The 25,325-nt window shown below is 54.9% G+C and carries 26 protein-coding genes; 8 read left to right on the top strand and 18 right to left on the bottom strand.

Annotated elements, in window-relative coordinates; all coding sequences use genetic code 11:
* Positions 1-61 precede the first annotated feature (61 nt).
* From AC2IBB_RS17140 to AC2IBB_RS17125, 4 genes are all read right to left on the bottom strand, one after another.
* The gene (locus AC2IBB_RS17140; RefSeq protein ID WP_486327988.1) at positions 62-226 is read right to left on the bottom strand and encodes a VOC family protein; all 165 of its coding nucleotides are present in this window, start codon (positions 224-226) and stop codon (positions 62-64) included.
* 219 nt (positions 227-445) lie between these two features.
* Positions 446-928: an NIF family HAD-type phosphatase gene (locus AC2IBB_RS17135; protein WP_486327987.1), complete on the bottom strand. Its 483-nt coding sequence runs from the start codon at positions 926-928 to the stop codon at positions 446-448.
* A gap of 134 nt (positions 929-1,062) precedes the next feature.
* Positions 1,063-1,923 (bottom strand): ergot alkaloid biosynthesis protein, encoded by an 861-nt coding sequence (locus AC2IBB_RS17130; protein WP_486327986.1) that lies wholly within the window; start codon positions 1,921-1,923, stop codon positions 1,063-1,065.
* Positions 1,920-2,375, bottom strand: a complete 456-nt coding sequence (locus AC2IBB_RS17125) for a nuclear transport factor 2 family protein (protein WP_486327985.1) — start codon at positions 2,373-2,375, stop codon at positions 1,920-1,922. The genes AC2IBB_RS17130 and AC2IBB_RS17125 overlap by 4 nt, the downstream gene beginning before the upstream one ends.
* Positions 2,376-2,444: 69 nt before the next feature.
* On the opposite strand from AC2IBB_RS17125, the gene AC2IBB_RS17120 reads away from it, so the two are divergent.
* Complete coding sequence (locus tag AC2IBB_RS17120) at positions 2,445-3,062, top strand: TetR/AcrR family transcriptional regulator (RefSeq protein WP_486327984.1); 618 nt, start codon at positions 2,445-2,447, stop codon at positions 3,060-3,062.
* Between the two features lie 56 nt (positions 3,063-3,118).
* Here AC2IBB_RS17120 and AC2IBB_RS17115 read toward each other — a convergent pair whose 3' ends face one another.
* The 3 genes from AC2IBB_RS17115 to AC2IBB_RS17105 form a co-directional block, all read right to left on the bottom strand.
* Entirely contained in the window at positions 3,119-3,604 is a 486-nt protein-coding gene (locus AC2IBB_RS17115) for a DUF2004 domain-containing protein (RefSeq protein ID WP_486327983.1), read from the bottom strand.
* A 61-nt stretch (positions 3,605-3,665) separates the two neighbouring features.
* On the bottom strand, positions 3,666-4,280 hold the full coding sequence (locus AC2IBB_RS17110) for a hypothetical protein (RefSeq protein WP_486327982.1): 615 nt from the start codon (positions 4,278-4,280) through the stop codon (positions 3,666-3,668).
* 158 nt (positions 4,281-4,438) lie between these two features.
* On the bottom strand, positions 4,439-5,170 hold the full coding sequence (locus tag AC2IBB_RS17105; RefSeq protein WP_486327981.1) for a type 1 glutamine amidotransferase: 732 nt from the start codon (positions 5,168-5,170) through the stop codon (positions 4,439-4,441).
* Between the two features lie 100 nt (positions 5,171-5,270).
* On the opposite strand from AC2IBB_RS17105, the gene AC2IBB_RS17100 reads away from it, so the two are divergent.
* On the top strand, positions 5,271-6,059 hold the full coding sequence (locus AC2IBB_RS17100) for a helix-turn-helix transcriptional regulator (protein ID WP_486327980.1): 789 nt from the start codon (positions 5,271-5,273) through the stop codon (positions 6,057-6,059).
* A 293-nt stretch (positions 6,060-6,352) separates the two neighbouring features.
* On the opposite strand, the gene AC2IBB_RS17095 is transcribed toward AC2IBB_RS17100, so the two are convergent.
* Positions 6,353-6,883, bottom strand: coding sequence for a hypothetical protein (locus tag AC2IBB_RS17095; RefSeq protein WP_486327979.1), 531 nt, complete (start codon positions 6,881-6,883; stop codon positions 6,353-6,355).
* 151 nt (positions 6,884-7,034) lie between these two features.
* Entirely contained in the window at positions 7,035-7,205 is a 171-nt protein-coding gene (locus tag AC2IBB_RS17090) for a hypothetical protein (protein WP_486327978.1), read from the bottom strand.
* 92 nt (positions 7,206-7,297) lie between these two features.
* Between AC2IBB_RS17090 and AC2IBB_RS17085 the strand changes: the two genes are divergently transcribed.
* From AC2IBB_RS17085 to AC2IBB_RS17070, 4 genes are all read left to right on the top strand, one after another.
* Entirely contained in the window at positions 7,298-7,657 is a 360-nt protein-coding gene (locus AC2IBB_RS17085; RefSeq protein WP_486327977.1) for a MerR family transcriptional regulator, read from the top strand.
* Between the two features lie 73 nt (positions 7,658-7,730).
* Complete coding sequence (locus AC2IBB_RS17080) at positions 7,731-8,309, top strand: NAD(P)H-dependent oxidoreductase (protein ID WP_486327976.1); 579 nt, start codon at positions 7,731-7,733, stop codon at positions 8,307-8,309.
* A gap of 358 nt (positions 8,310-8,667) precedes the next feature.
* Positions 8,668-9,975 (top strand): acetyl-CoA C-acetyltransferase, encoded by a 1,308-nt coding sequence (locus AC2IBB_RS17075; protein ID WP_486327975.1) that lies wholly within the window; start codon positions 8,668-8,670, stop codon positions 9,973-9,975.
* A 15-nt stretch (positions 9,976-9,990) separates the two neighbouring features.
* Positions 9,991-12,102 carry a 3-hydroxyacyl-CoA dehydrogenase NAD-binding domain-containing protein gene (locus tag AC2IBB_RS17070; RefSeq protein WP_486327974.1) on the top strand — a complete coding sequence of 704 codons (2,112 nt, stop codon included), beginning with the start codon at positions 9,991-9,993 and terminating at the stop codon, positions 12,100-12,102.
* On the opposite strand, the gene AC2IBB_RS17065 is transcribed toward AC2IBB_RS17070, so the two are convergent.
* Positions 12,099-12,857: a rhomboid family intramembrane serine protease gene (locus AC2IBB_RS17065; RefSeq protein WP_486327973.1), complete on the bottom strand. Its 759-nt coding sequence runs from the start codon at positions 12,855-12,857 to the stop codon at positions 12,099-12,101. The genes AC2IBB_RS17070 and AC2IBB_RS17065 overlap by 4 nt on opposite strands.
* 417 nt (positions 12,858-13,274) lie before the next feature.
* On the opposite strand from AC2IBB_RS17065, the gene AC2IBB_RS17060 reads away from it, so the two are divergent.
* Both AC2IBB_RS17060 and AC2IBB_RS17055 read left to right on the top strand, forming a co-directional pair.
* Complete coding sequence (locus tag AC2IBB_RS17060; RefSeq protein ID WP_486327972.1) at positions 13,275-14,663, top strand: undecaprenyl-phosphate glucose phosphotransferase; 1,389 nt, start codon at positions 13,275-13,277, stop codon at positions 14,661-14,663.
* Between the two features lie 72 nt (positions 14,664-14,735).
* Entirely contained in the window at positions 14,736-16,268 is a 1,533-nt protein-coding gene (locus AC2IBB_RS17055) for a hypothetical protein (RefSeq protein WP_486327971.1), read from the top strand.
* A 67-nt stretch (positions 16,269-16,335) separates the two neighbouring features.
* On the opposite strand, the gene AC2IBB_RS17050 is transcribed toward AC2IBB_RS17055, so the two are convergent.
* The 8 genes from AC2IBB_RS17050 to AC2IBB_RS17015 form a co-directional block, all read right to left on the bottom strand.
* The gene (locus AC2IBB_RS17050; protein ID WP_486327970.1) at positions 16,336-17,451 is read right to left on the bottom strand and encodes a hypothetical protein; all 1,116 of its coding nucleotides are present in this window, start codon (positions 17,449-17,451) and stop codon (positions 16,336-16,338) included.
* A 373-nt stretch (positions 17,452-17,824) separates the two neighbouring features.
* Entirely contained in the window at positions 17,825-18,307 is a 483-nt protein-coding gene (locus AC2IBB_RS17045; protein ID WP_486327969.1) for a glycosyltransferase, read from the bottom strand.
* Complete coding sequence (locus tag AC2IBB_RS17040; RefSeq protein WP_486327968.1) at positions 18,304-18,747, bottom strand: UDP-N-acetylglucosamine--LPS N-acetylglucosamine transferase; 444 nt, start codon at positions 18,745-18,747, stop codon at positions 18,304-18,306. The genes AC2IBB_RS17045 and AC2IBB_RS17040 overlap by 4 nt, the downstream gene beginning before the upstream one ends.
* Before the next feature lie 2 nt (positions 18,748-18,749).
* Positions 18,750-19,859, bottom strand: a complete 1,110-nt coding sequence (locus AC2IBB_RS17035; protein ID WP_486327967.1) for a glycosyltransferase family 4 protein — start codon at positions 19,857-19,859, stop codon at positions 18,750-18,752.
* Entirely contained in the window at positions 19,856-20,929 is a 1,074-nt protein-coding gene (locus AC2IBB_RS17030; RefSeq protein WP_486327966.1) for a polysaccharide pyruvyl transferase family protein, read from the bottom strand. The genes AC2IBB_RS17035 and AC2IBB_RS17030 overlap by 4 nt, the downstream gene beginning before the upstream one ends.
* A 3-nt stretch (positions 20,930-20,932) precedes the next feature.
* Positions 20,933-22,195: a glycosyltransferase family 4 protein gene (locus AC2IBB_RS17025; RefSeq protein WP_486327965.1), complete on the bottom strand. Its 1,263-nt coding sequence runs from the start codon at positions 22,193-22,195 to the stop codon at positions 20,933-20,935.
* Positions 22,192-23,787 (bottom strand): lipopolysaccharide biosynthesis protein, encoded by a 1,596-nt coding sequence (locus tag AC2IBB_RS17020; RefSeq protein ID WP_486327964.1) that lies wholly within the window; start codon positions 23,785-23,787, stop codon positions 22,192-22,194. The genes AC2IBB_RS17025 and AC2IBB_RS17020 overlap by 4 nt, the downstream gene beginning before the upstream one ends.
* A complete protein-coding gene (locus AC2IBB_RS17015; RefSeq protein ID WP_486327963.1) occupies positions 23,784-25,289 on the bottom strand; it encodes a hypothetical protein in 1,506 nt (501 codons plus the stop codon). The genes AC2IBB_RS17020 and AC2IBB_RS17015 overlap by 4 nt, the downstream gene beginning before the upstream one ends.
* Positions 25,290-25,325 lie beyond the last annotated feature (36 nt).

Genomic DNA, 25,325 nt, shown 5'->3' with positions numbered 1-25,325 from the left:
TTCTTCATGGTCATCATCGCGTCGAACGCGCGCTTCGCCTCGATCGGGTTGGAACTTGTGGTCAGATCTCGACGGTCAACTCGGTCCCTTCCCGACCGCCGGGAAAATCACCGGGGGCCATGTTGATTCGGCCGACATGACTATCTGGAAAAGTGGCGGCATAGAACTCAGCCGCCTTGCTGGCTTCACCGTGGTCAAACCACAGACAGGTAACGAGGTTGGTCATCTCTGCCCTCCTTATTTGTTGGGCGCAAACCCTTTGTTGCAATCACAGAGTAGTCGTTCAGCGACATCCCATTTCGACCGTCGTGTGTAAAAAATATTGAAATAAGCTTATTTGTTATTCCGACAGTATGATGTTTTGACTGGGCTCCGCCTATTTCCTGTTTCTATCAGTCACCTCGAAGTGCGCCACCTGATCGGTGCGAGCATTTTATGATGTTGTTTATGTCATTAAATCTCCATGACGTACCAGAAGCTTTTCCCATAGCAAGTTCAATTCATTGTCGGTGCTGGGATACGGAGGGGCGAACTCAGGTATATATAGCCAGTGATCTATCTGTGAGGGCTGGATATACTCAACTCTATCGTCAACTAAGATGGCGCTGCTCATGTTTGAGTTCGGTATGAAATTTAGATCTTTGTATTCGCCGCTCCAATTGATATATTCAAGGTCTTTAAACCATTCAGGGGCGGCCCCTTCATCTGAAAGCAATACTGCTATTTTGCGAAACCGTTCTTCGTTAATAGCAGTAAAAATAACAATTCGTTGGAATGCCTGCTTACAGTTTGTCAAGAATGAATGTAAGTTAGGCCGAGGTATTTGACTCATCGCATTCGAGATCAATGTGCCCTCAAGATCTAGCGCCAAAACAGAGTTTGGCGCAATTGAAATATCATAGTTTGATTTTAACTTATTGCTATTCACTGATCTTAAGTCCTGTTGTTAGGGAACCTCTGAATAACCCATAGCTATCGTAAAAGCCCCTCTTCATTGTAAGTTTGATACAGCCATATATGGTTTTTTGCGACAGCATTCGCCGCCTCTCAGGGCGAAGCGGCCTATATCAGAGACATCTCCGCCCTTTCCCAGCTCAACCTATTTTCTACTACAAAATCACTAAATGTTCTTGCCGGGCGACCAGTCATGTCTTCGACTTCGCAAGTAAGGCGCTCTTCGGAGCCTCCCGCTATAGCAGTATCCAATAAGGATAGAAGACTGGCGTATTCAGGCGCCATCCCCATGCGTTCAAATCTTTCCTTCAACTGCCGCTCCGTCAACATCACATGTTTGACAGGACGACCAATCGTTGTGGAAATTATTCTCGCTACATCAGTGTAGGTAATGAGCTGGGGCCCCGTCAGGATTAAGTCTCTATTCAAGGGCTCCCGTTGAGTTAGCGCGGTAGCGGCTACTGCTGCGATATCTCCCGCATCGATAAAAGGGATAAGGCCATCTCCGGTTGCTGAATATATCGCCCCCTCGTCCCTGATCGTCAGCAAATGTTGTTGCTCGGAAAAGTTCTGCATAAACCAGGAAGGTCGTAATACGGTCCATTCCGGCGCGTTTTCCGCCAGATATTGATGAACGGCGCCAAGCAGTGGGCCGCCCTTAGGCAATGAGGATGCGCTAAGTAACACGAAACGACGCACGCCGTTCTTAATCGCAAGGTCGATAAAGGGGCGCATCGCTCCCAAAGGCTCACTGACATTGGAGGGGACGAGCAGGTAGACGGCGTCGACTTGGGAAAGCGCCGCCTCAAAAGTGCTGGCGTCGCTCCAATCAAACAAAACGCTATCGTAAAACTCAACAACGGGTAAAGAGCGCGCCGCCAATCTCACTCTGATATCGGCGGAGGCCAGTCTGGAAGCGATGCGTCTACCGGTCTTTCCCGTACCGCCAGTCAAAAGCACTGTCCTCATAGCTTGTTCTCCGCTTCGCCTTGCAGAGGCGCGAGATTATCCAACGCTTCGAGCGCCACAAGAGGATTCCAGTAGTCAACATAGCGTTCAATCATCCCATCGCGAACTGTAATCACGGATATATAGCGTTGATGGTAAGGACGCTGGGTCTTGAGTGCGCGTCCTGCACATTCGAACTCCAGAATCACCACATTTGGAGTCAATGTGTGATGTATCTGGGGCTCACTCAGGCTGTCGACGGCAAGCATTTCACCTAGTTTGGATAAGTATGAGGAAAGCGCTACACGCCCTTTTATTTCTCGCACGCTGTCAGGCGGCGCATAGGGGAACTCCATAACGCCGTCAGGAGCCATCATCGCCACAAAGTCCTCTGCGGTCTGGTCCACAAGCGCACCGAGGGAATGTTTGAGCATTTCTGAGAAACGAGCGAATTCTGAGGTGTGATCAACCATTACCTATAACTCCTTGCTCATCGTTGGAACGGCATCGTATCATCGATAAAACCTTACAAGAGATGATCAATGGAACGCAAGCGTATCGACGAAAATAAAAAACGCCGTCGCCCTTCCGGGGCGGCAGTGAAGCAGGAAGCGGTCACTCAGGCGATTGAACGAGCTTTATTCCAGGTGTGGGCTAAAACAGGCTATGCGGCGCTAACCATGGAAGCGGTGGCGAAGCAAGCAGGAGTGGGCAAGGCTGCAATCTATCGGCGTTGGCCATCCAAACTGGCGATGGTGAATGATGTTCTTACCCAGGTTGGGACAAGCTTGGCGGTAGCGCCAGACACGGGTAACTTGCGCAGTGATATCCTGGCCCTTTTAAAGAACTTACGGCGGCTCCTGAGACACCCTCTTGTCTCGCGCATACTTCCAGACCTTCACGCAGAGATGCCGCGAACGCCGGAACTCGCCGCCGCCATCCGCTCAGAGTTGCAGGTGCAACGGAGAGAGCGAGCCAAAGAAATACTGAAACGCGCCAGCGCTCGTAATGAGCTATCTGCGGATACTGATTTTGATATTGCGGCGGACATGTTTGGCGCCCTCATCTACTGGCGCATGATTATTACTCGTCAGAAGGCCGATAACGCTTACTTGGAAAGGTTGTCCGATGTAATGATGAAAGCATTGGGACCTTCTTGAGTACATCAACATCGCGGCGCTTTGATGTGCCGCCAAATAACTAAACGGTATTTATTTCAACTTTCAACGGAAATATAAGTCACCTGACCTGCTAAGTTAAATACGACCGCCAGCAAATAGTGAGTGATGTCTGCTGAAAACTGGATATCAAAGACAGCGAAAGATTCTTCGTCCTCTGGATACAGACCGACCCTATGAAGCGAAAGCGCCTTCATGAAAGTCTCTTTATTAATCGGCGCGTTGCCAAAAACAACTCTAGTCTCTTCTTCTGAAAGTGCATCAAGATGATGTTGCAGATAAAATCTCGCCGCCTCTGACTCTTCTCCCTGGTCAAAGTCATTGGATATGGCTGAAAAAGCACGATCTGCGTAGTTTTCCAGAGAATCAATAAACGTCGAGATGACTTCAAAATCACCTTTTTCCAATTCGTCGGACTCTAAGTTGAGATCAACCTCGACTTCTGCGCCATTAATAACAACCGTTCCCTCGTAGTATTTCTCAAGGTGGTTTGGGTCAATTTGTCCGAAAATATCAATTCCCATCTGCATCAATTCCTTAGATAACAATACATTTCCATGGAGAGAAAGAGTTATAAACTATTCCTCACAAAAACCGAGCATCCACAAACTCTGGCGACTGCCAGCGATCAGCCTGGTTGTTACTGATGAAGGAGCCATACCAGGATTCGAGGTCTTTGTAGTTGGAAGTCATTTTCTTCTCATCAAGTCCTGCTTCCTTGAGTTGCGCCATGTCGGCGAACTGGCTTGTCCGGGGGTTCACCAGGGCCACTGACAACATGCCTTCAAAGTCGATTACTCCGCTCAGTTCGGGCCAGTATAGAACCACATCCGGCGTATTAACGGTTTTAAACGCAGAGGCGGATCGTAGCAACGCCATTAGTTTTTCCGCTAAGCGTTCATCCGGTCCCATCACCGACATTACAAAAAAGCGAAATGCTTCTGCATCGGCCTCGTATTTCAACAGAACAAAGTAAGGCCCGCCCATGGCCAGTTTAAGCACATTAGACAGAGCCTGTTCCGTGGTCCCAGAAGCAGGCTCCCAGTCGATCCGGGGCGACTTGTCACCCCAATACCAATTGCGATACATCGCATCCCAGTCCGACACGGACTCGACGCCTGCGGCGGGAGAAGCCAGCCACGCTTCATATTCGGATTCGGACAGGTGTAACTTACCGGCGATAATAAACGCGTCACTCATTGGAGCCGTCTCGCTAATCTCTGTAAGGGGGTGGGGAAAAATATAAGCGTTACCGACTCATCTTCATAGCTATTTATCGCCTGGCTAACGCGCCTCGGAGCGATTCGCCGCCTTCAACCCGATCTCATTACATGTCATAGGGTCGGGATCAGTGTGTGCTACCGCGAAGATGGACGGGTCTTTAATTGATATATATTCGCCAGTTCATCCAAGAATATGTATAGGTATTGATTCATTTCATCATAGTTATGATTGAGCAACGCTTGCGGCCCTTCAACAAAACGATAACTTGATGCGTCGCTCAGGTCGTCATTCTCAATTAAGAGAGCAACCGTTTCCCCCGTAAATTCCATATGACATTGAAAACCAAACACCAGATCGCTGTAAGCAACTATCTGTCTTGGACAGCCTTCGCTGTACGCAATGATGTCGGCGTCAGGAGTCAGTCCTGGCATGTCGTTATGCCAATGGCCTACTTTGATCACGTCATCGAAATGTGAGAATAGGCCATGAGCCAACCCGGCTTTAGTCAGGACAATAGGAAATTTACCGATTTCTCTTTCGGGACTGCGCTGATACTTCGCGCCTAAAGCTTCGCCTACCAGTTGAGAGCCCAAGCAAATACCTATAACCGCCTTCCCCGTCTTAATAGCTTTTGCGATAACTGTTTGCTCTCCTTTTGAGTCAAAGTACGAGCACTCCTCAACGGTTGTGTCTGGATTTTGCGGGCCGCCCATAACAATCAGAAAGTCAATATCGTCCAGACTCTGCGGCAAATCATCTCCTTCATACAAGCGAGTATAGGTCACCGTAAACCCTCTCGTTTTGGCCCAGATTTCGTATGCGCCGGGAGCCTCAAAATATTCATGAATGATAAAATGAACGTGCATCGTTAGCCTCAATAGGAAAATTATCGAGAAGAAATGCTATATCAAAAATATCAGGCCTGTTTTATATTACCAGACATGATGTATCGATAAGCCGCCAACCATGCACGCAAACGATCTAATTCAGAAATCCCCCAAAAGCCAATTGACCACAAAAAGAATCCAGATGCCGTCCAGTTATTTAGATGACGATCACTCACACCCGTGGCATCAATTAATATTTCCTTATAAGGGGTTGTTACAGTCAAGTATTGAGGGTCAGTGCACAATTCTCCCTCATAATGCGATGTTATATATCCCAGCGAATACAGCTCATAAGTCTATAGCCATAACTGATACTGAGTTCTTGGCTGTCTACCTCAACCCTGATGCTCATGTCAGGTATAGAAGCAGACCTAAGTCGTTTCTGGTTACTCGGTTCGTAAAAGAATTGGTGCTGTTGTTGTTTGATGAGTCTTACGCCCATACAAGTGAGGCGATGCTCTCCCATCTGCTGACTGTATTGAGAGATCAGATAGATATTTCCGACCATTACCACATCCCTTTCTTAATACCAGAAGACAGAAGATTATTTGCAATATTTACGCAGCTAAGAGACAAACCGGACTTGCAGTTCACCTTAGAAGATTGGGCATCCAGGGTTGGCGCTTCGGAGAGAACGCTATCAAGGCTCTGTGCGAAAGAGTTCAATCAGTCATTTTCTTTGTGGCGAAAAAATATAAGACTCGTTCTGTCTTTGAGATTATTGGAGTCCGAGCGCTCAATTCAAGATATTGCTATTGAGCTGGGCTACGCTTCCAGCTCCGCATACATACACGCATTTAAAGGGATGTTCGGTCAAGCTCCGAGTCAATATCGCAGCCATCGCATGACTAACGCATTGACTCACTAGTCAGTGCGTTTCATAAGGGGGAAAGTTGCGTACAACAAATCACTCTCATATAACGCAGTTATACATTGCGTCACAGGCGCCAACTATTATTTATGGAAGGCGTCTTGGTCTATGAAACGCAGCCTTAAATAACAGGCCAAACCTGTTAATTGAAACGCTCGCAACCTTATGGTTACTACGCGAGCGTTTAGGGTATGAATGAAAGTATTACGCCAGCCAGTTGTAACTTTTTTGGCATTATAAAAAGAAAATACTCCCACTAGATTGCATTAGTGAAAATATGCAAACTTGCGCTATTGTATCCCGCAAAATCCAGTCGCCGGCTCGCTAACTTCAACTTCGCCTTTGCTATCAAAGGTCGCACTGCATTCACTGGTTACCAAGTCTTTTTTGGCGGCTGTGCACACCATCGATCTTAATGGAGAAAGATCGATAATAATTTTTTTATCACTTTTCAACGTATCTAAGTCGTTGATGAGCGCATCAATCGTACACTCATGGCTTCCTAACTCTATGCTTGGGTCGGCGCCAGCTTTGGAGTGCCCAATAAAAGTGCTGGGCGCTGTTTGCACCGCCACAGGCTCTATATGCACCGAGTCGCCAAATTGTCGGATACTTTCTTTGAAGGCTTTCTGAAAGCTTCTTGCGCTTTCAACGCCTCTGTGGGACATACCCACCCCTATAGTGGCGTTTTGAGTATCTTTTACTTTAAAGATGAAGGCCGTACAAACGGTTAACTCCCCGGAGCACAAGGTGGTTTTGGCCGCGCCAGCCGTCTTGAGCGCCGTAGTGCAGCCCATTGCAACGTTTTTGATTATTGTCATTTGCTTTCCTTTTATATTGTTATTGCGACCGTTGAGCCTAACCCCGCGAACCTTACGAAAAGGTTACGGTAAACTCCGTGCGCCTGCTTACGCCAGTATCTAAGGCGCGCTTAAAGCCTCCCTGAGCCGTTGCGGAAGCGACACGGGTCTTTTAGTTTCTGGCGATACGGCGACCTGGGTTAAGGACGAGCGGCGCGCCAAGTTTATGGGCCAGGAATTCGTGCACGGCTTCTATTACGAAATATGAGATGCGCGGCGTATAGACGATGCCCGCCGGATCGCAGTCGCCAAACAGTATTCTTCGTTGTGTCGTAAAACTCATGACATTCACTCGCTGGTTATCTCTTTTCCGTTATTATGCGCAAACCCCCCTAGAATACCCCCTATGAAATAGATTTCAGGAGACGGTCAGGCATGTATATCGGCAAATTGGCGAAAATGTCCGGGGCGACGCCGAAGGCCATTCGCCACTATGAATCCCTGGGGCTGTTGCCGGAGCCGCAGAGAAGAGAGAAATACCGCGTGTACTCTGACGACGATGTGGAGGCGGTCACGCTGATCAAACAGGCGCAGTCCCTGGGATTTAAGCTGTCCGAGCTTAAAAAGCTGGTGGAAGGCGTCAATGTGTCGAAAGGCTTTCCCTTCGATGCGGCGATAGCCATGGTCAAGGTGAAACGGGAAGCCCTGCGCGAGGAAATGGAAGCAATTCAAAACCTGGACAAACGCCTCAAGCAGTTGCAAGAAGATCTGCAAAACTCGTCCTGCCGCTGTTGACTCTGCCCCTAGGGACAAGGTTTAGCATCTGCGCCGTCAAACGGGTATCTGATTAAGTGTTTGGAGGTTGTAGATGAAAAAAATACTGGTGCTCAACGGCAGTCCTAAAAACAACGGCTTCGCCAGCGCCTTGTCGCAGCACTATGCGGCGGCTGCGAACGAGGCGGGATTTCCTGTAACACAGGTGAACCTGCGGGAGTTGGAGTTTGATCTCAATCTGGCGGCGGGATATGACGCCATCATGCCCCTGGAGCCGGATTTATTGCGACTGCAGGAACAGGTTATGGAAGCGGATCATCTGGTCTTCGCCTATCCAGTATGGTGGGGATCGGTTCCAGCGTTGATGAAAGGCGTGCTGGATCGCATTCTGTTGCCGGGATTCGCATTTCGCTTTGAAAAAGGCGCGTCCTTTCCGCAGCAACTGCTGGCGGGAAAAACCGCGCGGCTGCTGGTGACCATGGATACGCCTCCCTGGTACTACAAGCTGGTTTATGGCGCGCCCAGCCATAAAATGATGAAAAAGACGGTGCTGGAATTCTGTGGCGTCAAGCCGGTGAAAATCAGTGAATTCGGACCTATCGTCAAATCCACCCGCGACATCCGCCGCCGCTGGCTGGAACAGACATTACAGTTAGCGGCGGCGGGGGGCTGAGCCTAATCAGGTCAGCCTCATCTAACAAAAAGACACGCCGTTCAAATGCATAGGTTTTAAGCCTGCGCTTGCCAAGTCTATTTTCATTTTCGACGTTTGTTTCATGGCGCTGCGTTCTCCTGTATTCGCGCAGCGCCCGCTATTGCGAGCGTTCTTGTAAGCCTTACAATAATCATTGCAAGTCTGACGGGAACGACGCAATAAACGAGACTTATCGCCCTTGCTTCTGGCCGCACTCTTGCTGAGCGCCAGCCCAACGCATCCATCTCGTCCGTGATAACGAGGCTGCGGCGGTCGAGGCATGTTTCTTGCCCCTGTCTCCAGTCAATGGAATGCAATTGCTGAAGCGAGGAAATCTATGTCTATACAGGAATCTCAACCCGCCGAGCCCGTTTACATCGTGGACGGCGCCCGCTCCCCTTTCATCAAAGCCGGCGACAGACCCGGTCCCTTTCACGCCAGCGATATCGCCGCTCAGACCGGCGCTGCGCTGATGCTGCGTCAGCCATTTGACGCAAAGGAGATTGATGAAGTCATACTCGGCAATACCATGGCCGGTCCCGATGAAGCTAACATCGGTCGCGTGGCCGCCCTGAGAATGGGATGCGGCGAAGCGACGCCCGGCTATACGGTGCATCGTAACTGCGCCTCCGGCATGCAGGCGCTGGACAACGCCGCCGCCAGCATTGCAGGCGGTCGTTCCGACCTGATTCTGGCCGGTGGCGTTGAAGCCATGAGCCACGCTCCTGTGTTATTGCGCGAGGATATGCTCAACTGGCTGGCGGACTGGCGTAAAGCAGACTCGCCACTGGAAAAAATAAAACTCATCCCGGAGTTCGAAACCCAGTATGTGCAGCCGGTCATCGGGCTATTACGAGGCCTGACCGACCCCATCGTCGGACTCAATATGGGCCAGACCACAGAAAAGGAGGCCGCGCATTTTGGTGTGTCGCGACAGGCCATGGATGAATACGCCGCACTTAGCCAGCAACGTTTGGCGCATGCTGACGAAGCGGGCTACTTCGACGCCGAGCGCACACCCCTGTATGCGCCCGACGGAACCTTTTTCGGCAAGGATAACGGCATGCGCCCTGACACCACCGCGGAGTCCCTGGCGCGGCTAAAGCCCGCTTTCGACCCCTTCGGTAGCGTCACCGCTGGCAACAGCTCGCAAATCACCGACGGCGCCTGCTGGCTGTTACTGGCCAGCGAGCGGGGACTGAAAAAACACGGCCTTACCCCTATCGCCCGACTCGCCCATACCGCCTGGGCGGCGCTTGATCCTTCCATGATGGGACTGGGCGTCACCCTTTCTTCGAGCGCTATTCTCAAGCAGCGCGGGTGGAGCCTTAGCGATATCGATTACTGGGAAATCAACGAAGCCTTCGCCGGGCAGGTATTGGCCTGCCTGAAGGCCTGGGCTGACGACGCTTATTGCCGCGACCAACTGGGGTTGAAGCAGGCCATGGGAGAGCTGGATATGACGCGCCTGAATGTTGACGGCGGCGCCATCGGTCTTGGCCATCCTATTGGCGCCAGCGGCGCACGCATCGTCCTTCATTTGATCCACGTCTTGCGTCGCAGCCACGCGCGACGCGGCATCGCTTCATTATGCATCGGCGGCGGGCAAGGCGGCGCGATGCTGGTGGAAAATATTGAATCGTAAAGGGAGAAATCAGCCATGGAGCAGACTCAAGAAGCCCATCCCATCACCGAACTGGAACGGTCCGCCTTCATACACTGGCGCCTGCAGCGAGACGCCAACAATATCCTCTGGCTGCGGCTGGACCAAAAAGACGGTTCCGCCAACCTGTTGGGAGCGGAAGTGCTGGAAGAATTGACGCAAATAGTCGAAAAGCTGGAGCAACAGCCTTCAACATCCGGCGACGCGCCAAGCGCCCTCGCCTTTATCTCCGATAAGGACGCAGGGTTTATCGCCGGCGCCGACATCAACATGATTGAGCAGCTGCAACACCTTGAACGTCCGGTTGATCGACTCCTTACCATACAAGAAACGTTCAACCGTATTGAAGCGCTTCCCTACCCCACAATAGCGACGATTCACGGGTATTGTCTGGGGGGCGGACTGGAGCTGGCTCTGGCGTGCCGGTTCCGTATCGCTGCGGCTGACGCCAAGCTCGGCTTCCCTGAAGTGAAGCTGGGACTGCATCCCGGCTGGGGAGGCACTGTGCGTCTGCCAAAACTGATCGGCGTCACCGACGCCATGGATATGATTCTCGGCGGCAAACCGGTTTCCGGCGAACGGGCTCAGGAACTGGGACTGGTGGACCACATCGCGCCACGCCGCCAGTTCGCCAACGCCGTGCTCGCGTTATTGCGAGACAATCCCAAGCCTCATGAACCCAGCCTGGGCGGTAAGATCCTGAACGCGTCCCTGCTGAGCGGACCGGTTGCCTCCGAACTACAACGGCGACTGCGTAAACGGGCGGATCGCAGTCACTATCCCGCTCCGTACGCCGTGGTTGATCTCTGGGATCATCACGGCAGAGACACGGAGAGAATGCTGCACAAAGAAGCGGAATCTTTCGTCGCCATGAGCCGCACACCCGCCTCACAAAACCTGCGGCGCATTTTCCTGCTGCAACAGGAACTGAAAGGACTGGGTCGTAAAGCGAAGGATCAGATCAGCCACGTGCATGTCATCGGGGCCGGCTCGATGGGGGGCGATATCGCCGCCTGGTGTGCGCTCAAAGGTCTGCGGGTCACGTTGCAGGATCAGGACCCCGAAAGCATCGCCACCGCCTACAAGCAGGCGGACGCGCTGTTCCGAGATAAGCTGGACGACAAACGCTTGGCGATGGTCGCCCGGGACCGCCTGACGCCAGACCCGGAAGGCCTTGGCCTGTCCCGGGCGGATCTGGTGCTGGAGGCGATTCCGGAAAAGCGGGAAGCGAAACTGCAGCTATACAAAGACATCGAACCCCGTATGAAGGAAGGCGCCACCCTGGCCACTAACACCTCCAGCATCCCCATTGACGAACTGGCGCGCGGCCTCGTCCACCCCGAGCGTCTGGTGGGGTGTCACTTCTTCAACCCGGTGGACAAAATGCTATTGGTGGAAGTGGTCAAGAGCGATAAAACCTCACAACAGGCGCTGGACCACGCCCTGGCTTTCACCGCCCTAATCAAGCGCGTGCCCACACCGGTCAACAGCGCACCCGGATTCTTCGTCAACCGGGTGCTGACTCCGTATCTGCTGGAAGCGATGATGATGTATGAGGAAGGCATCCCCGCAGAGACCCTGGATGCGGCGGCGGAAGAGTTTGGCATGGCTATGGGGCCTGCCGAGACCGTCGATCTGGTGGGTCTGGATGTCTGTCTGGATGTTGCGCAACACCTGAGCGGGCTGATTCGCGGCGATGCGCCGGAGATGTTCAAGAAGTGGGTGTCCAAAGGCCGCCTGGGCCGCAAAAGCGGACAAGGCTTCTACGAATACAAGGACGGCGAAGCGCAGAAAGCTAAAGTGGCGCGGCCGGACGATCAGGAAGTGGAAGCCATTCGACAGCGTATGATTTACCGCATGCTGAATGAAGCCGTGGCCTGTTTAAGGGAAAGGGTCATTGAACAGGTAGACCATGGCGACCTGGCGATGGTGCTGGGGGCCGGGTTCGCCCCTTTCAGAGGCGGTCCGTTCCGTTATATCCAGGCATGCGGCCCGACGCCAGTCAAACGTAAGCTCGCCTTAATGGCCCAAGACTACGGCGACCGTTTTACGCCTGACAAAGGATGGGAAATACTCGCCCTGACGCCAGATGGGAGCGAAGAAACCTAAGGCTGGCGGGATTCTGGTAATTGACGCCTGGCGTAGTCTTGCAGACGCGCCAGCATTTCCGTTGACGGCAGCCCCTTGTCGTAGGGCCGTGAGGAGAGCGCTTCGAAGCTGTCGTGGTAGCCGGCGACCTCGGCGTCCTGCGTGGGGGCGATCAGAGTGCGGACTGGTCGTTGCGAAGGCGGGTGGAGAACTGGGTCAGGCATCACAACCAGCAACCCGCCCAGCGCTGCGGCGGCCGTTCCCCCAAGCCACGCCAGACTCGCTGAGGAAAGCTGCCGCGCGTCGCGGGGAACCAGCAGAGCGCCCATTATGATTCCGGCGATGAGTCCGCCTCCATGGGCGGCGTTGTCGATTCCGTCAATAACCAGTCCGAAAATAATAGTGAGGACAGAGAAAACCATTGCGCCGTAGAATAGCCATCTGAATGCGCTCAAAGGAACCTGGGATTTGTTCAGCCAAAGATAACTGAGCAACGCGCCGTAAACTCCGAATATGCCTCCTGAGGCGCCGGCGGAGACGACATTGACGACATGGAAAGTGAGGGAAAATACATTGCCGACAACCCCTGACGTTATAAATATAAGTAGAAAGCGAAAGCCCCCGTACATTCGCTCCACCCACTGCCCTCCATCCCACAGCGCCCAGACGTTCAGCGCCAGATGGACAATACCGAAGTGGAGAAACACCGCCGTTCCGAGCCGCCACCATTGTCCATCCTGTGTGGCGGGGCTGAAGTTGGCGCCCCACTGCAGCATGACATTACTTGGAACATGCCAAAATTCACCGTTTCTTAACCATATACAGGTAAAAACGAGTATAATCCCGAGAATGATTATCATTGAGACATAGGTAACGGCGACTCTTTCTTTCAGCTGTTCATAGAAAGAAGGCATGGATGCGCTAAATTCCCTGCAGTGGTTTTTAACTTGTTGAAATATAAGGAAGCAAAGGCCCGGTGTATAGGAAGCTAGCATACCCCGGGCGCATACGCACGTTTTGAAGATGAATATGAACAGTCTTTCACCGCGGCGACACAGGCCGCCACAAGGGGGGCGTCGAACTCTGGTTCAGCCCCCGCCCACATCCGGGCCCTGAAGGAAGCTCGCGCTCCCTGTCAGGACAAGGAACCAAGGAAGTAAAGGATTAGATGTACACAAGGATTAGAGGTACATATGGACAACCTGCAACGATCAATGAAGATCGGCTTTGGCCGGAAAAATCTGCACCAGTTTTGCGAGGCGCTGTTAGACCCCCTCGCTCTGTTCATCAGCATATTGCTGGTGAGCTATCTGTTTGAAGGCGCCATAGAAGCGCCGTCAATGATCTCCGCGTTATTCGCATTTTGCGTCGCCTTCCCTGGGCAGTCTCGCCTGCATCAGGCGCTGAGCCGCTGCATCATCGATATTCTGCTGGGCTGGTTCGTCATCGCCTTTTTGATTTTATCTCTAGGCTACGCGACGCGATCAATTGATCTCTTTTCACTTTCCACGATTCTGCATTGGCTATGGATCGGCCCGGCTATACAGGTCAGCGCTCATTTGGCTTTCCGTTACTTCACTGTCCTGCTGCAACTACGCGGCGATCGACAGAAAGTGGTCATTGTGGGAATGAACGAGCAGGGTCTGGAATTAGCCAAACGCCTCTCCCGCAGCCCTTACTACAACGTCGAAATTCTGGGCTTTTTTGACGACCGAACGGCGGATCGACTGCCTAAAGGCGCCGACTGGCCGGTGCTGGGAGATTTTTCCGAGTTATACGATTACTGCAAGGCGCAGCGAGTGAACAGCATTTACTTGTCGTTGCCCATGACCACACAGCCTCGCATTCTGGCGATTCTCGACAGTCTGGGCGACACCACCGCTTCGGTGTTGTTCATTCCGGATATGTTTGTGACCAAGCTGATTCAGGGCAACGTCTACCAGGTTACCGGCATGCCAGTGGTGTCGGTCTGCGATACGCCGTTCCGGGGAGTGAACGGTCTGATCAAGCGCTGGAGCGATATCTTCCTGTCCCTGCTGATTCTTACGATGATCGCGCCTCTGCTGGGCGTGATTGCGGTGATGGTGAAACTCACCTCACCCGGCCCCGTCATTTTCAAACAGCGCCGCTATGGCTTGGACGGCGAGGAAATCATCGTTTACAAGTTCCGCTCCATGACCGTCTGTGAAGACGGCGATGTGATAAAACAGGCGCAGAACGGCGATAAAAGGGTCACCCCGATTGGCGGCTTTCTGCGCAGGACGTCACTGGATGAACTCCCCCAGTTCATCAATGTGCTGCAAGGCCGGATGAGCATTGTCGGGCCTCGACCTCATGCGGTGGCGCATAACGAGCAATACCGCAAGCTTATCAAAGGCTATATGGTTCGCCACAAGGTTCGGCCGGGCATCACCGGCTGGGCTCAGGTCAACGGTTTGCGGGGCGAAACACAAACCCTGGAGCGCATGCAGGCGCGAATCGAGTTCGATCTCGACTATCTGCGCAACTGGTCGCTGGCGTTGGACCTGAAAATCATCCTGATGACCGTTGGCATGGTCTACAAGGACGAGTATGCATACTGAAACCGGAACCAGGAAATCCACCGGTCGCCGCGCAATGGATATTACCTCCCACTTAACTGAGAGATATTTGCAATGAAAGGCCTGTACATTAACGTTACCGACGCCAAGGCCGAGGTAGAGTTATTTTCTTCTTCTATCGGAGCCCCTTCTGACATCTATGAATTTGACTCCCCGCTGGGCAATCGAATTGTGGTGGATGTTCATCGCGCCAACTGGCCGGAGGGCGTCGCTTACGCCGACGAAGCCACGCGCTCGCTGGCGGTGGGCTGCGGGCACTTCGTCTTTAACGGACGTCTGGGCAATATCAGTGAATTCGCCCGCGCTTTTTTCCGGGCGGAGACGGAGCAGGAACGCATCGCAGTCTGCGCCCTCATCGAAGCTGGCAGTTATGTGTTCTACATGGAAACCGGCGGCGCCCATTATCTGATCACCGACCCCCTCGCCCTCGTCCCGCACTTTCAGGATGTTCAGTCACAGACGTTGCGGGTCGCGCCGGCGCCCTGCTACATCGCGGACGGAAAGGACGTCGATCCAGTTCTGCAAAATGTGCTGAATACAAAGCGTCATCTGTTTGGCGGCTACACCCTGTTCAAGGGCGTTGAGCGGCTGGAAGTCGGCGCCATCATTTCTCAAGACGAAACATCGTTCTATTTCGACTACCTGAATGGGTCCGGCGACCTGCACAACGTCAATGAAAAGATGCGCAAGGGGCTGGAGGCGTTCGGCGACCGTAAAAGGATTCTGCCGCTCAGCGGGGGGCTGGATTCCAGATACCTGCTGTCTCTCGGCAAGACGCATTACGGCTACACCTATGGCCCGGCCAACACCGGCGACCGCCCTGTCGCTCGTAAATTCGCCCGATTCTTCGACGACTACCGGGAATTCTCGCTGCTGGACCTCAACTATCCGAAGCTCTCGCAACAACTGGGCGAAAAGATGTTCAAGGGACTGGTCTCCCGCCCCCTCTCCGAACTTCTGGTGGTGTACCGCCACTTTTATGAAAAGTGGGGGGACGGCAACCTGTTCGTGGATGGATATCTGGGGGGCACCTTGCAAAGGGGATACTACTTCAACATTGAATCCTCCTGGGGAACCCTGTTCCGCATATTTCCGTCTCTGATGTTCAATTTCATCACACCGGAAGGGTTGATCCGCTATCGTTACCGGCAACTGGACGATGACGGCAAAGCGCTGCTGCTGAATAATTTCCGTTCCGCCACCGCCCGCTTCAACTGCGACGGCTGGAAGAAAATTTTTCTGTATGAGGCCCTCTATGGTCGTAGCGGCCGCTGGATCACCCACGGCGGTTGCGTCATGGCGAGTCAGTTCTTCACTCCGGTGCAGCCTTTTGTGTTCTTCGACGTCTTCCGCACTTTTATGTCTCTGGACGTACGCAAGTTCAACAGCTTCTCCCTGCTCTCCCCGCTATGGCGCACCCTGCCAAGGGGCTTGAGCGAAGTGGCCACCCTTGACCTGTACCGTCCGCTCTGGCCCGCCATGCTGAACCGTTGCCTGCATGTCGCCTCTAGAACCACCGACAAACTCGCTCTCAGTCATCGCTTTGATAACTACAAGGAAGAGCTTGCGAAGGTTCAGTGGCAATAAAACGCAGAAGGCGGTAAGGCATACCGTCGAGCGCGCAGGCTCGACGGTACTCTGCTGAATCCGCGGATCAGTCCAGCTCCAAACTGGGTCTCTTAGGAATCGCCATCCTGACTTTTTCCGGAATGGACGGGTCGGGCTCGCAATCCGCAAGGGTATTGCAGCCAATCATTCTCATGTCATCCCACTGAATCGTCAGTAACCCGCCGTTGGCGGTGACATAATCAATCAATTCCGCAGAGGTATAGAGTTTCAACGGGCTGATGATGCTGACGCCGTCCGGCGCGGGATCAAGAGGGTGATGGGTGAAATTGTGGATGTCGAATATCGTGTGAGGGGGCTGACCTTCCAGGGCGGCGGTCATCTTGAACTGACCGGAGGACGCATTGCCCTCGATAAAGGTATATTCCAATGCAATCCATTGTCCCACAGGAATCTCAAAGGTCTGGTTCACTTCCTTCCAAAGGGCGTCGTCCCACTTGCCGGTAGTTTGATTGTACGAGCGGGCCCGCACTGCGAAACGCAGTTGATTCTGCCCCTCTTTGACGCTGGGTTTATTGATATTAACGCTGACCACAAAAGGATAAGGGTTGCCGTCCCAGTGGGGATTGTTCCACCAGGAAGACAGCGATAACCAGTCGATGGTTTTGGGGAAAGTGCGCAGCATGCTGAAGCTGTTGCTCAAATACATGCGCACATGCAGCTTCAATTCTTTAAAACCGGTCTTACCGGTGACATCCAGTTGCACTCTGCCCTTCTCATTGTTGACGTTGGGCTTTTTCAGCGCAAAGGCGAGCACCTTGTTGCTGGGGTTATCCAGCGCCGGCTGCACCTGCGCCCAGCGCTCGGTGAGGTCGCCTCCCTCGTAGTTAATAAAAGCGCCGCCAAACCCCATGGTGGCTTTCTGTTCGCTGGTCCAATTACGGACGCAGGAAAATTGATTAGAGCTCAGCTTGGGTTCGGCGGTTTTACCAGGCTGGATATCCTGAAAGTAGACGCCTTCGTTGAAATCCGAGCTGAAAACGACCCGGTTGCCGTCATTGCATGACCAGAACCAGGAGAGTTGAGTTGTTTCCGCCATGGCTGATTCATGGGGCGACAGCAGATACCCCAAGGCGGTAAGCAGGAACGCCCGACGTTTTACGACGGCGGACGGATTCGTCGAAGTGGCTGTCGGCCTGTCCATAAGCGCTGTGACTCCTGTTGGTTAGACTGACTATAAAGGTAGCTGCATTGCGGCTACCGAATACGACATAACAGCTTTTTAACCAAAGGTTCATCCGCGACCACGGATATGAAAGGACCCGATGGCGACGACGAAGACCTCCAATGACTTGGATAAGTCGACATCTTTCAGGCCCGATAATGCTTTTCCGGTTGGCCAGCCACTTCGGGGAGGACAACTGATGCTCGATACAGCGCTCGCCGCAAGACGCTCAGCGCGGTCTGATGTTGTCCGGCCATGCGTCACGTCGGCGGGCGGGTTTTATTGAGGTGGCTGTAGGCTTTCCTAGCGGCATGACTCCTGTTAGTTAGTCTGACTCTATTAATAGTAGACGTCATTGCAGCGACTGAATGTAACGTGACAGCTTTTTAACCAAAGCGCCATCCGCCACTTCGGAGATGGCGGGCCCCGACTCCAGCTGCCCGCGCCGATCCAGCAGTTTGGGCAGATCCGACGCCTCCCAGGCCACAATGATGCCTTTGCGGTTGGCCAGCCACTTTGCGGTGGCCAGCTGATGCTCATTGCGATGCTCGCCGAGAGAGGCTTTGCGCGGCATGATGATCACCGGTTTGCGCAGGTACATGGCGGTAATGATGGAGCCCATGCCTGCGTGAGAGACGATCAGCTCCGCCTCGCGCATGTAATCGGTCACTTTTCCCGGAGCCAGGAAGTCCGCGAACCCCATATGCTGGGGCATGTATGCCGCCGGTCCGGTCTGTGCGTAAACCACCACTTCGGGGTTACGGCCCGCCCAATCGTCCAGCGCGCTGATCATGCGATCAAACGCAAGTTGAGTGCCTACCGTTGCGAATATCACAGCACAGCCCCCCAGTAATGAGGCCCGCTGGGCTTGCTCAGGTGCTCCCACTGGGTCAGCCAGACATGGGCCCATCTGCCGACTTTGGCGCCGGACTGGGACAGGGATTCGCCGTTGGCGATACTGTCTATCCAGATCGTTCTCGCCCCCAGCATGCGTCCATACATGATGGCCGCGAAGCCGGGCGCCGCGCCAGTGGTGACGACGATGTCAGGCCGGGTTTTCAACATCACCAGCGCCACCTGCAGAAACATCTTCACCAGCGCCCACTTATTCCACATGTTCGCATCCTGCACGATAAAACAAGGCTCGTTATGGGGAGCGCTGTAATCCTTCACGGTGGTCATCCATGACAGTTTATGGTCCTCAAACGCTCCGCGCAGTCTTTGCAGTTGCACCCAGTGTCCCCCTCCTGAGGCTACCAAAAGTATCTTTTTCATTTTTATTCTCCTGTCATTCCCTGAAAGTTCCTTTTTTGAGACAGATTTCCGGCTTTGGGCCGATTGACGATGCTTAACCACAGCTTCGCCAGTTTGGGGTACACCACGCTTGCGGAAAACGTCTCCGCAAAACTGGCGTGCCCCTTCGCCGCCAGGCTGGCGCGCGCGTTGTCATCGCTGATCGCGTAGCGCAAAGCCCGGCGCAACTCCTCAACCTCCCCCGCCGCAGCCAGAATGCCCCGGCCATCGCTCAGGACATTGGCGATGCCGCCGACAGGGGTTGAGATCACACAACAATGACGCGCCAACGCCTCCAGAATGAACATCGGCATCGCCTCGTCTCTGGATGGCAAAACCGCGATGGCGGCGCGATCAAGCAATTCCATGAGCGCCTGATGGGACAGCGCGCCAGCGAATTCGCCATTGCGTAAGGCGTTGGGAACCACCTCCGCGTCAATGACAGGGCCTGCCAAAATCAGCTTCCAGTCGTTAAAAGGAAGTGAAGGGTTCGCGTCTCCTTCCGCCTGCAGTTCTTTCCAGGCCTGGGTGAGCACATCCACGCCTTTGCGATAGGTGACGCCGCCGCCAAACACCACCAGGTTTTCCTTCGCTCCCGGCCGACCTGTCGCCACCGCATTGGGGATATAGACAATGCGTTCCGGCGCCAGGGTCTGCGCGACGATACGGCGGGTTTCCTCACTAAGGACATGAACGAAGTTGGCCCGCGACAGGACGAAACGCACCAGGCGCGGATAACGCCCACTGAACTCGGCGAAGCGGCTACCATGCAACTGGGCGACCACGCCGAAACCCAACAGATGGGCCAGAAGAAGCAAACTTCCTTCGCGAACGAAAGAACCGTCCTGCGACAGATGGACGACCATGGCGTCTCTGCTTTTTCGTCCGCGCAAGCGCAGAATTTTCCAAATGGCGCCGAAGAACAGCGCCAGCGCCTTCACGCCTTTGGAGCCGTCCCGGGACGGGATCACTTCGACGTTGAGGTTTTCAAACGGCCAATTCAGATAGGCGTTGATGACCTGGGTCATGCCGCCCGCCACTTCCCCGTGGCGACCGACATGCCAGACGGTGGGCGCGGTCTTGTTTGCGTTCATGCTTCATGCCCCCGCACCGCCTCCACAAAAGAAACCAGCTCTTTTCTTACTCCATCCAAAGAGGTCCTCGCCTGACCCAGCGTATTCAGGTATTTCTCCCGCTGTTGCAAGGTATCTTCAAGAAACCGCCCTATCCGCTCCGCAGACCAGGTCGCAGCGCTTTGTCCCACGCCTTTCAGGCCGATGGCTTCGAAATGGCGGTCGACCTTGCTGGAGTTATCCGTGGTGAGCCCCGCCGGCGCCGCGCCTTCCGTATAAGCCGCGATGAGAACGTGAAGGCGGTCGCTAACCACCAGCGCCGCGCGTCGGTATACGTCCCGCAGACGCTGTTCCTGTTGAAGATGGTCGTGGCCGTCCCAGTCCAGCACCTGACCGCCGAGGGACCCTGCCAGCTCGCGGGAGCGTTGGGAATCCATCAGCACCTGGGTCACCGCCATGATTTCCAGGTGATGCTGAGCGGCGAAATCACGGACGGCCTTGCGCCAGGCTTCGTTGGGCGCAGGGCGATCTCCGCGCATGGATACAATCAGGTAGCGGCGGTTGTCCATGGAGGCAATCCGGCTTAATTCCCCGCCTTCCGCAAACGCCAGGTCCGGCATCACGCCGCCGTGTCCCAGGTACTGGAACGAACCCTGATCGCGCCAGTAGGTGAGGTCGGCGACTTTCAACGAGGGCGTCATCAGGCGCCGGTAGAAACTGGAGAAGTTGCGTACGCCGGAGCCAAGGCGCGCGACGCTGCCGCCGCGGGCCTTGAAGCGCTTCGCCATAGGCAGAACGCCGAGGTGCTCTTTCATGCCTTTCAAGCTCAACTGGATTTCTCCGGGCTTGAACAGATAGATGCTTTTCTGACGTCGACTGGCTTCTATCCCGGCGCGATACCAGGACAAAAACGAGGTGTACACATGATCATCCGGACGCAATTGCAGCGCCTCGGTATACCCTGCGGGAGCGTCGCCGGTGAAAATATGCAACCGTGAATCACCCTGCAGCCATTTGGCCAAAGGACGCCTCAGGATGATGTCGCCGATATTCTGGTACTGACCGATTAGAGGTAAAAATATGGGGGTCATGATTCAACTTCCTTGCTTCAGAGCCTCGTGACAGGCTTTCTCATGGATGGCGAAATAGGTTCCAGCCAATGTCCTTGCGATGACTGGATAGTCTCTGTGATTCCTCAGGTAACGCATGGCGTTTTCCGCTCTCTGGCGGCGCTTCTCCGGCGCTTCCTTCAGCAACGTTTCCGCTGCGTCCGCAAAACATTCGGCGGTGTACGGAACGCACAGGCCCGCGCCGGATTGGTCGATCACCCTTTGCTGATCCGGGTTGTCGTTGCAGACCACTGGGACGCCCAGCGCCATATATTCGATCAGCTTGGTTGGCGAAGAGCAGTCGAGCAGCTCGCCTCTGGGAATGGGCGACAAACCCACTTCCGCCTGCCGGATGTAACGCCACGCCTCCTGAATCGGCAGCCAGCCGGTCCAGATCAGGATATCTTCTATGCCCAGCTGGCGGGCCCTTTCCTGTAGCCAGGCTTTATGCTGCGCGTCGCTGGTGTCGCCAACGATGGCGACGACGATGTTGGGAAGACGCCAGCGCAGCAGCGCCGCCATTTCAAACAGGGTTTCAATATTGCGGACGTAATCCAGGCTGCCCAGATAAATCAGCGCGCGTCGTCCCTGCATACGCTCATCGACGCAGACGTCACCGGCGGCGTCTGCGTCAAAGGCGGCTTCAAAAGACAGCATGCGCTCCAGGTCCACGCCCATGGGAACCGGAGTCATGCGCTCGGCCGGCGCGCCGCGGTCCGCCATGTCCTGTTTCATGCGCTCAGACTGAACAAAAATGTGATCGGCCCGGCTCAGCACCAGTCGATACAGGACGAAGCGCCCCAGCAGACCCCGCAACAACAACGGCAGGGATAACAGCTTTTTCACGCCGAAGGATCTGCGCGCCCGGTCGATCTGACCTTCCGGATAGGGATAAGAGCACCAGTACAAAAACGGCATGCCTTTGAGTCTGGCGAAAATCAGCGCCATTAGCGCGATAAAAGGCATGTCCCGCACCTGGATGCCGTCATGCCGGTCGCGGCGTGATTGCGCCAGGGCTTTGAACATGTGTATGAACACAGCGAGATGCTTGAATCGGCTGCGGGGCTGGCGCGCCAGAATGGCCTCGCCGCCGCCCCATCCTTCGTCCTGCGCGCCGGGTTTGCGAAACGCGACAATGTCGGAGTACACGCCATGGCGGGGTAAACAGTCGCCAAAAAGCAAGCCTACATCCACCCTTCTTGCGGGAAATAATCCTGGCGTCAGATAAAGCAGTCTCATTGATCTCATGCAGTGCGCGGGCCTCTTTTCAGTAACGATTTCAACACGCCAGTCTCCTCCCGGGTAAACGGTCGGAGCAGCAGGACAGACACCAGAAAGGCGCCGACGATCAGCAGGGAATAACCCAGTAACGGAATAACGCCTGAGTCCAATACCGCGACGGAAACATCAGGGCTCATCGCGCCGGGAATAATCGCCACCGCCATGGCCAGGAGGAGCTTGGTCTGGTTGAGCCAGTCAAATCTGTAATCGCATCGCTGCTTGAGTCCCGCAATAATGAAAGTGTTGAACAGCACGTGCCCCAGCCCGATGGCGATCACCGCCGCCCAGACGCCAAAACCGAGATACAGCAACCCCCACAGACTGGGCAATGTGATCAATCCCAGGGCCGCTCCCCACTTACACAGGTTGGCCTGGTCCAGGGTCACGGCGGCGGTTTCCAGCAAGAGCCGTTGGCTGTAGGGAATCAGACACAGTAAAAAGCCGAAGAACAGGTAGCCGGAGTCGCTGAACTTGCCGCCGGAAATCAGCTGGATGAGGTCATCGCCGAAGACCGCGGCGATAGACACCAAAGGCAGCAGAATCACCAGACTGACTTTACCCGCGGAGTTGGTCAGACGACTCAGCTCCGGCGTGCCGCCGCCGTTGACGTAGACCGCCACCAGTTTCGGCCGGATCAGACTGAACAACAGGGAAGCCGGCAGGTAACGCGCAATCTGGTCATTCAGCGTGCGCAGGAAACCAAAGACGGCGGACGCCTCCGGCCCCAGGTATTTCTGCAGCAGATTGACCAGCGCCTGGGGGCTGTACAACAGCGTCAGAAGATGGGCGAAATACATGTGCAGGGAAAGCCACCATTGCTGCCGGATCGATGGCTCCGTCCAGCCCGCTTCACCCTGTAATCCCCGCATCGAACGACAGAAGCGGATCAGGCAAGCCAGGGCGACGACCGTTCCAAAGGCGGACGCCGCCAGCTCGATCACTACCACCGCGTAAAGCCCCATCCCGGGCTGCGCCAAAGAGGGCGTAAACTGAAAAAGCGACGCTTGGGACAGGTCGGAGCCGGACATGCGCCACAGGACAAGCAGCGCCGCCAGATACAATAGCTGCCGCCCCACCATGCTGGCCCGAATGCCCCCTTGCAGCAGCAACGGACCCAATACCGCCTCCCGCAGGAAACGACCGACGCCTTCCACCAGAAATACCCCCAGAAACACGAGGGCGGCGGGCCGATACGCCTGCACTCCCGCCCAATCCAGGTAAGCGTCCATCAGCAAGGCGAAGAGCAAAGCGCAAGCAATGAGCGCCGCGCTTTGCCATATCACAACCCGGCGACAGAACCCGACCAGACGAGCCCCCGTCGCCTTGAGCCGATACTCGGGAAGCTGTCGCGCAGTCAACCAGGCCAGACCCAGCTGCGCCAGGGAGCGCCCTATTTCCGTCATGGCCAGCAGAGTGACGTAGGCGCCGTACTCCGTCACTGGCAGTAAACGCACCGTCACCAGCAGAATGCCCAGAGTCAACAAAGCGGAAATGACTTTGCCCGATAAAAATTTCTTGGTTCCGGAGATCAGCGCCTGCCGTGAATAGGGGTGGCTCATGAGGCCTCCTGCATACGTCGGGCTTCACGATAGAGCCACGCCAGATAACCCAGGATGGTCCAGAACAGGATCTGGAAGGGCAACCCTTCCAGCAAGGTGCTGCGGTATACCGGGTATATCATAAAAATAGTCAGCGCCGCCTGGATGCCGGCGGCGTCCGCCATAATCCGGCGGCCACACCGAGCTGAGCGCAGTTTGCCGGCGGTCAGCCAGGCCGATATCAACACGGCGTAGAACAGCATGGCCCCCAGCAGCCCCTGCTCCCATAACAAGGACGACAGCGCCGTGAGACTCACTCCGAAGCCCGGATAACGCAGCGCAATGGTTCCTCCGGTGGCGTCATGGGCGGAGCCGATGCCGCAGCCGAAGAAGAAGGAAACGGGATCATGCAGCCCTTGCTGCTGAAACCAGAACAGCAGGCCGGTAAGGCGGTTAAGGTAATAGCCGCCATATCCCTTGTCGCCAAGGTTATAGGCCATGGTGTCGGACAGCATTTCCGACAGACTCTGCGCCTTGACCAGTTGCAGATAGGCGTAGGCCGCGCCCAGAGTCAGCAGCGCGCCGACAATGAGCGCCAGCACCGCCAAATGGGGCTTTCTCACCAGTTCCCGACCATACAGAGTCACGAACATCAGCGGCAGGAAAATAACCACCACTTTGGTTTCACCGAGAAACAGCGGCGTCAGGGCGAACAGACCCAGGACAGCGAAGTGGCGCGAAGCAATCAGCTTCTCACTGCGCCTGGCCAGCAGGAAGCCCAGGGCGATCACCAGAAAGCTCGCCATTTCCGCATTGGCGCCGCCGGCGTAGCGGGTGGCGCCGAAAGTGCCGGCCACCACGTCTATAGGTATCATGCCCGGATAAGCGTATTGCAGGCTTTCCCGGACCGGTACGAGTTTAAGAAGTTCATAGAGGGCGAACGGCAGCTGTACGATCACCAGCGCTGCAAACAGGCGCAGCCAGCGATCCATGTCCGTGCGGGAGAAACTCAGCCAGGCCAGGGCGAAGCAGACGCCCATCACTTGAAAATAGCGTTTGAAGCCGCTGGCGAGTTCGAACAGCGTCGACTGCGCCGCGCCGTTCAACAACGCATACCCGACAAACGCCAGCGCCAGCCAGATAAACAAAGGTTGCTTTTCAGCGCTGGCGGGATGGAGAGCGCGCCGCAAGGCCGCACTGAGGAACAGAATCAACCCCAGCACCGATATTCCCCACACCGCTTTTTTGCTCAGGCCCTCAGCCCAGATGGGCGCCAGTCCCGCCGCGAACAGCCCCAGAAACAAAATCAGCCACAGGGTGATGGCGGCGTTGGCGAACGCCAGCAGACCAACAATCATGCCCGCCGCCAGACCCGCCAGCAACAGGTTGCCGGTGGACGCCACCAGGCCGAACAGGACCGCGCCGGCCAAGGCGGCCAAAATAATCAGCGCCTCCACGCCATAGCGCTCCAGAAATCTAAGCGCGCTCTGTGTGTTTGTTTGCAACTGCTGACTGAGAACCATCGAATATCCTTTCGATTATGAGTAAGAGTCCTTCCG

It is taken from the genome of Hahella sp. NS-SX17 (assembly GCF_057367735.1).
This window is presented reverse-complemented; position numbering and strand designations above follow the sequence as displayed.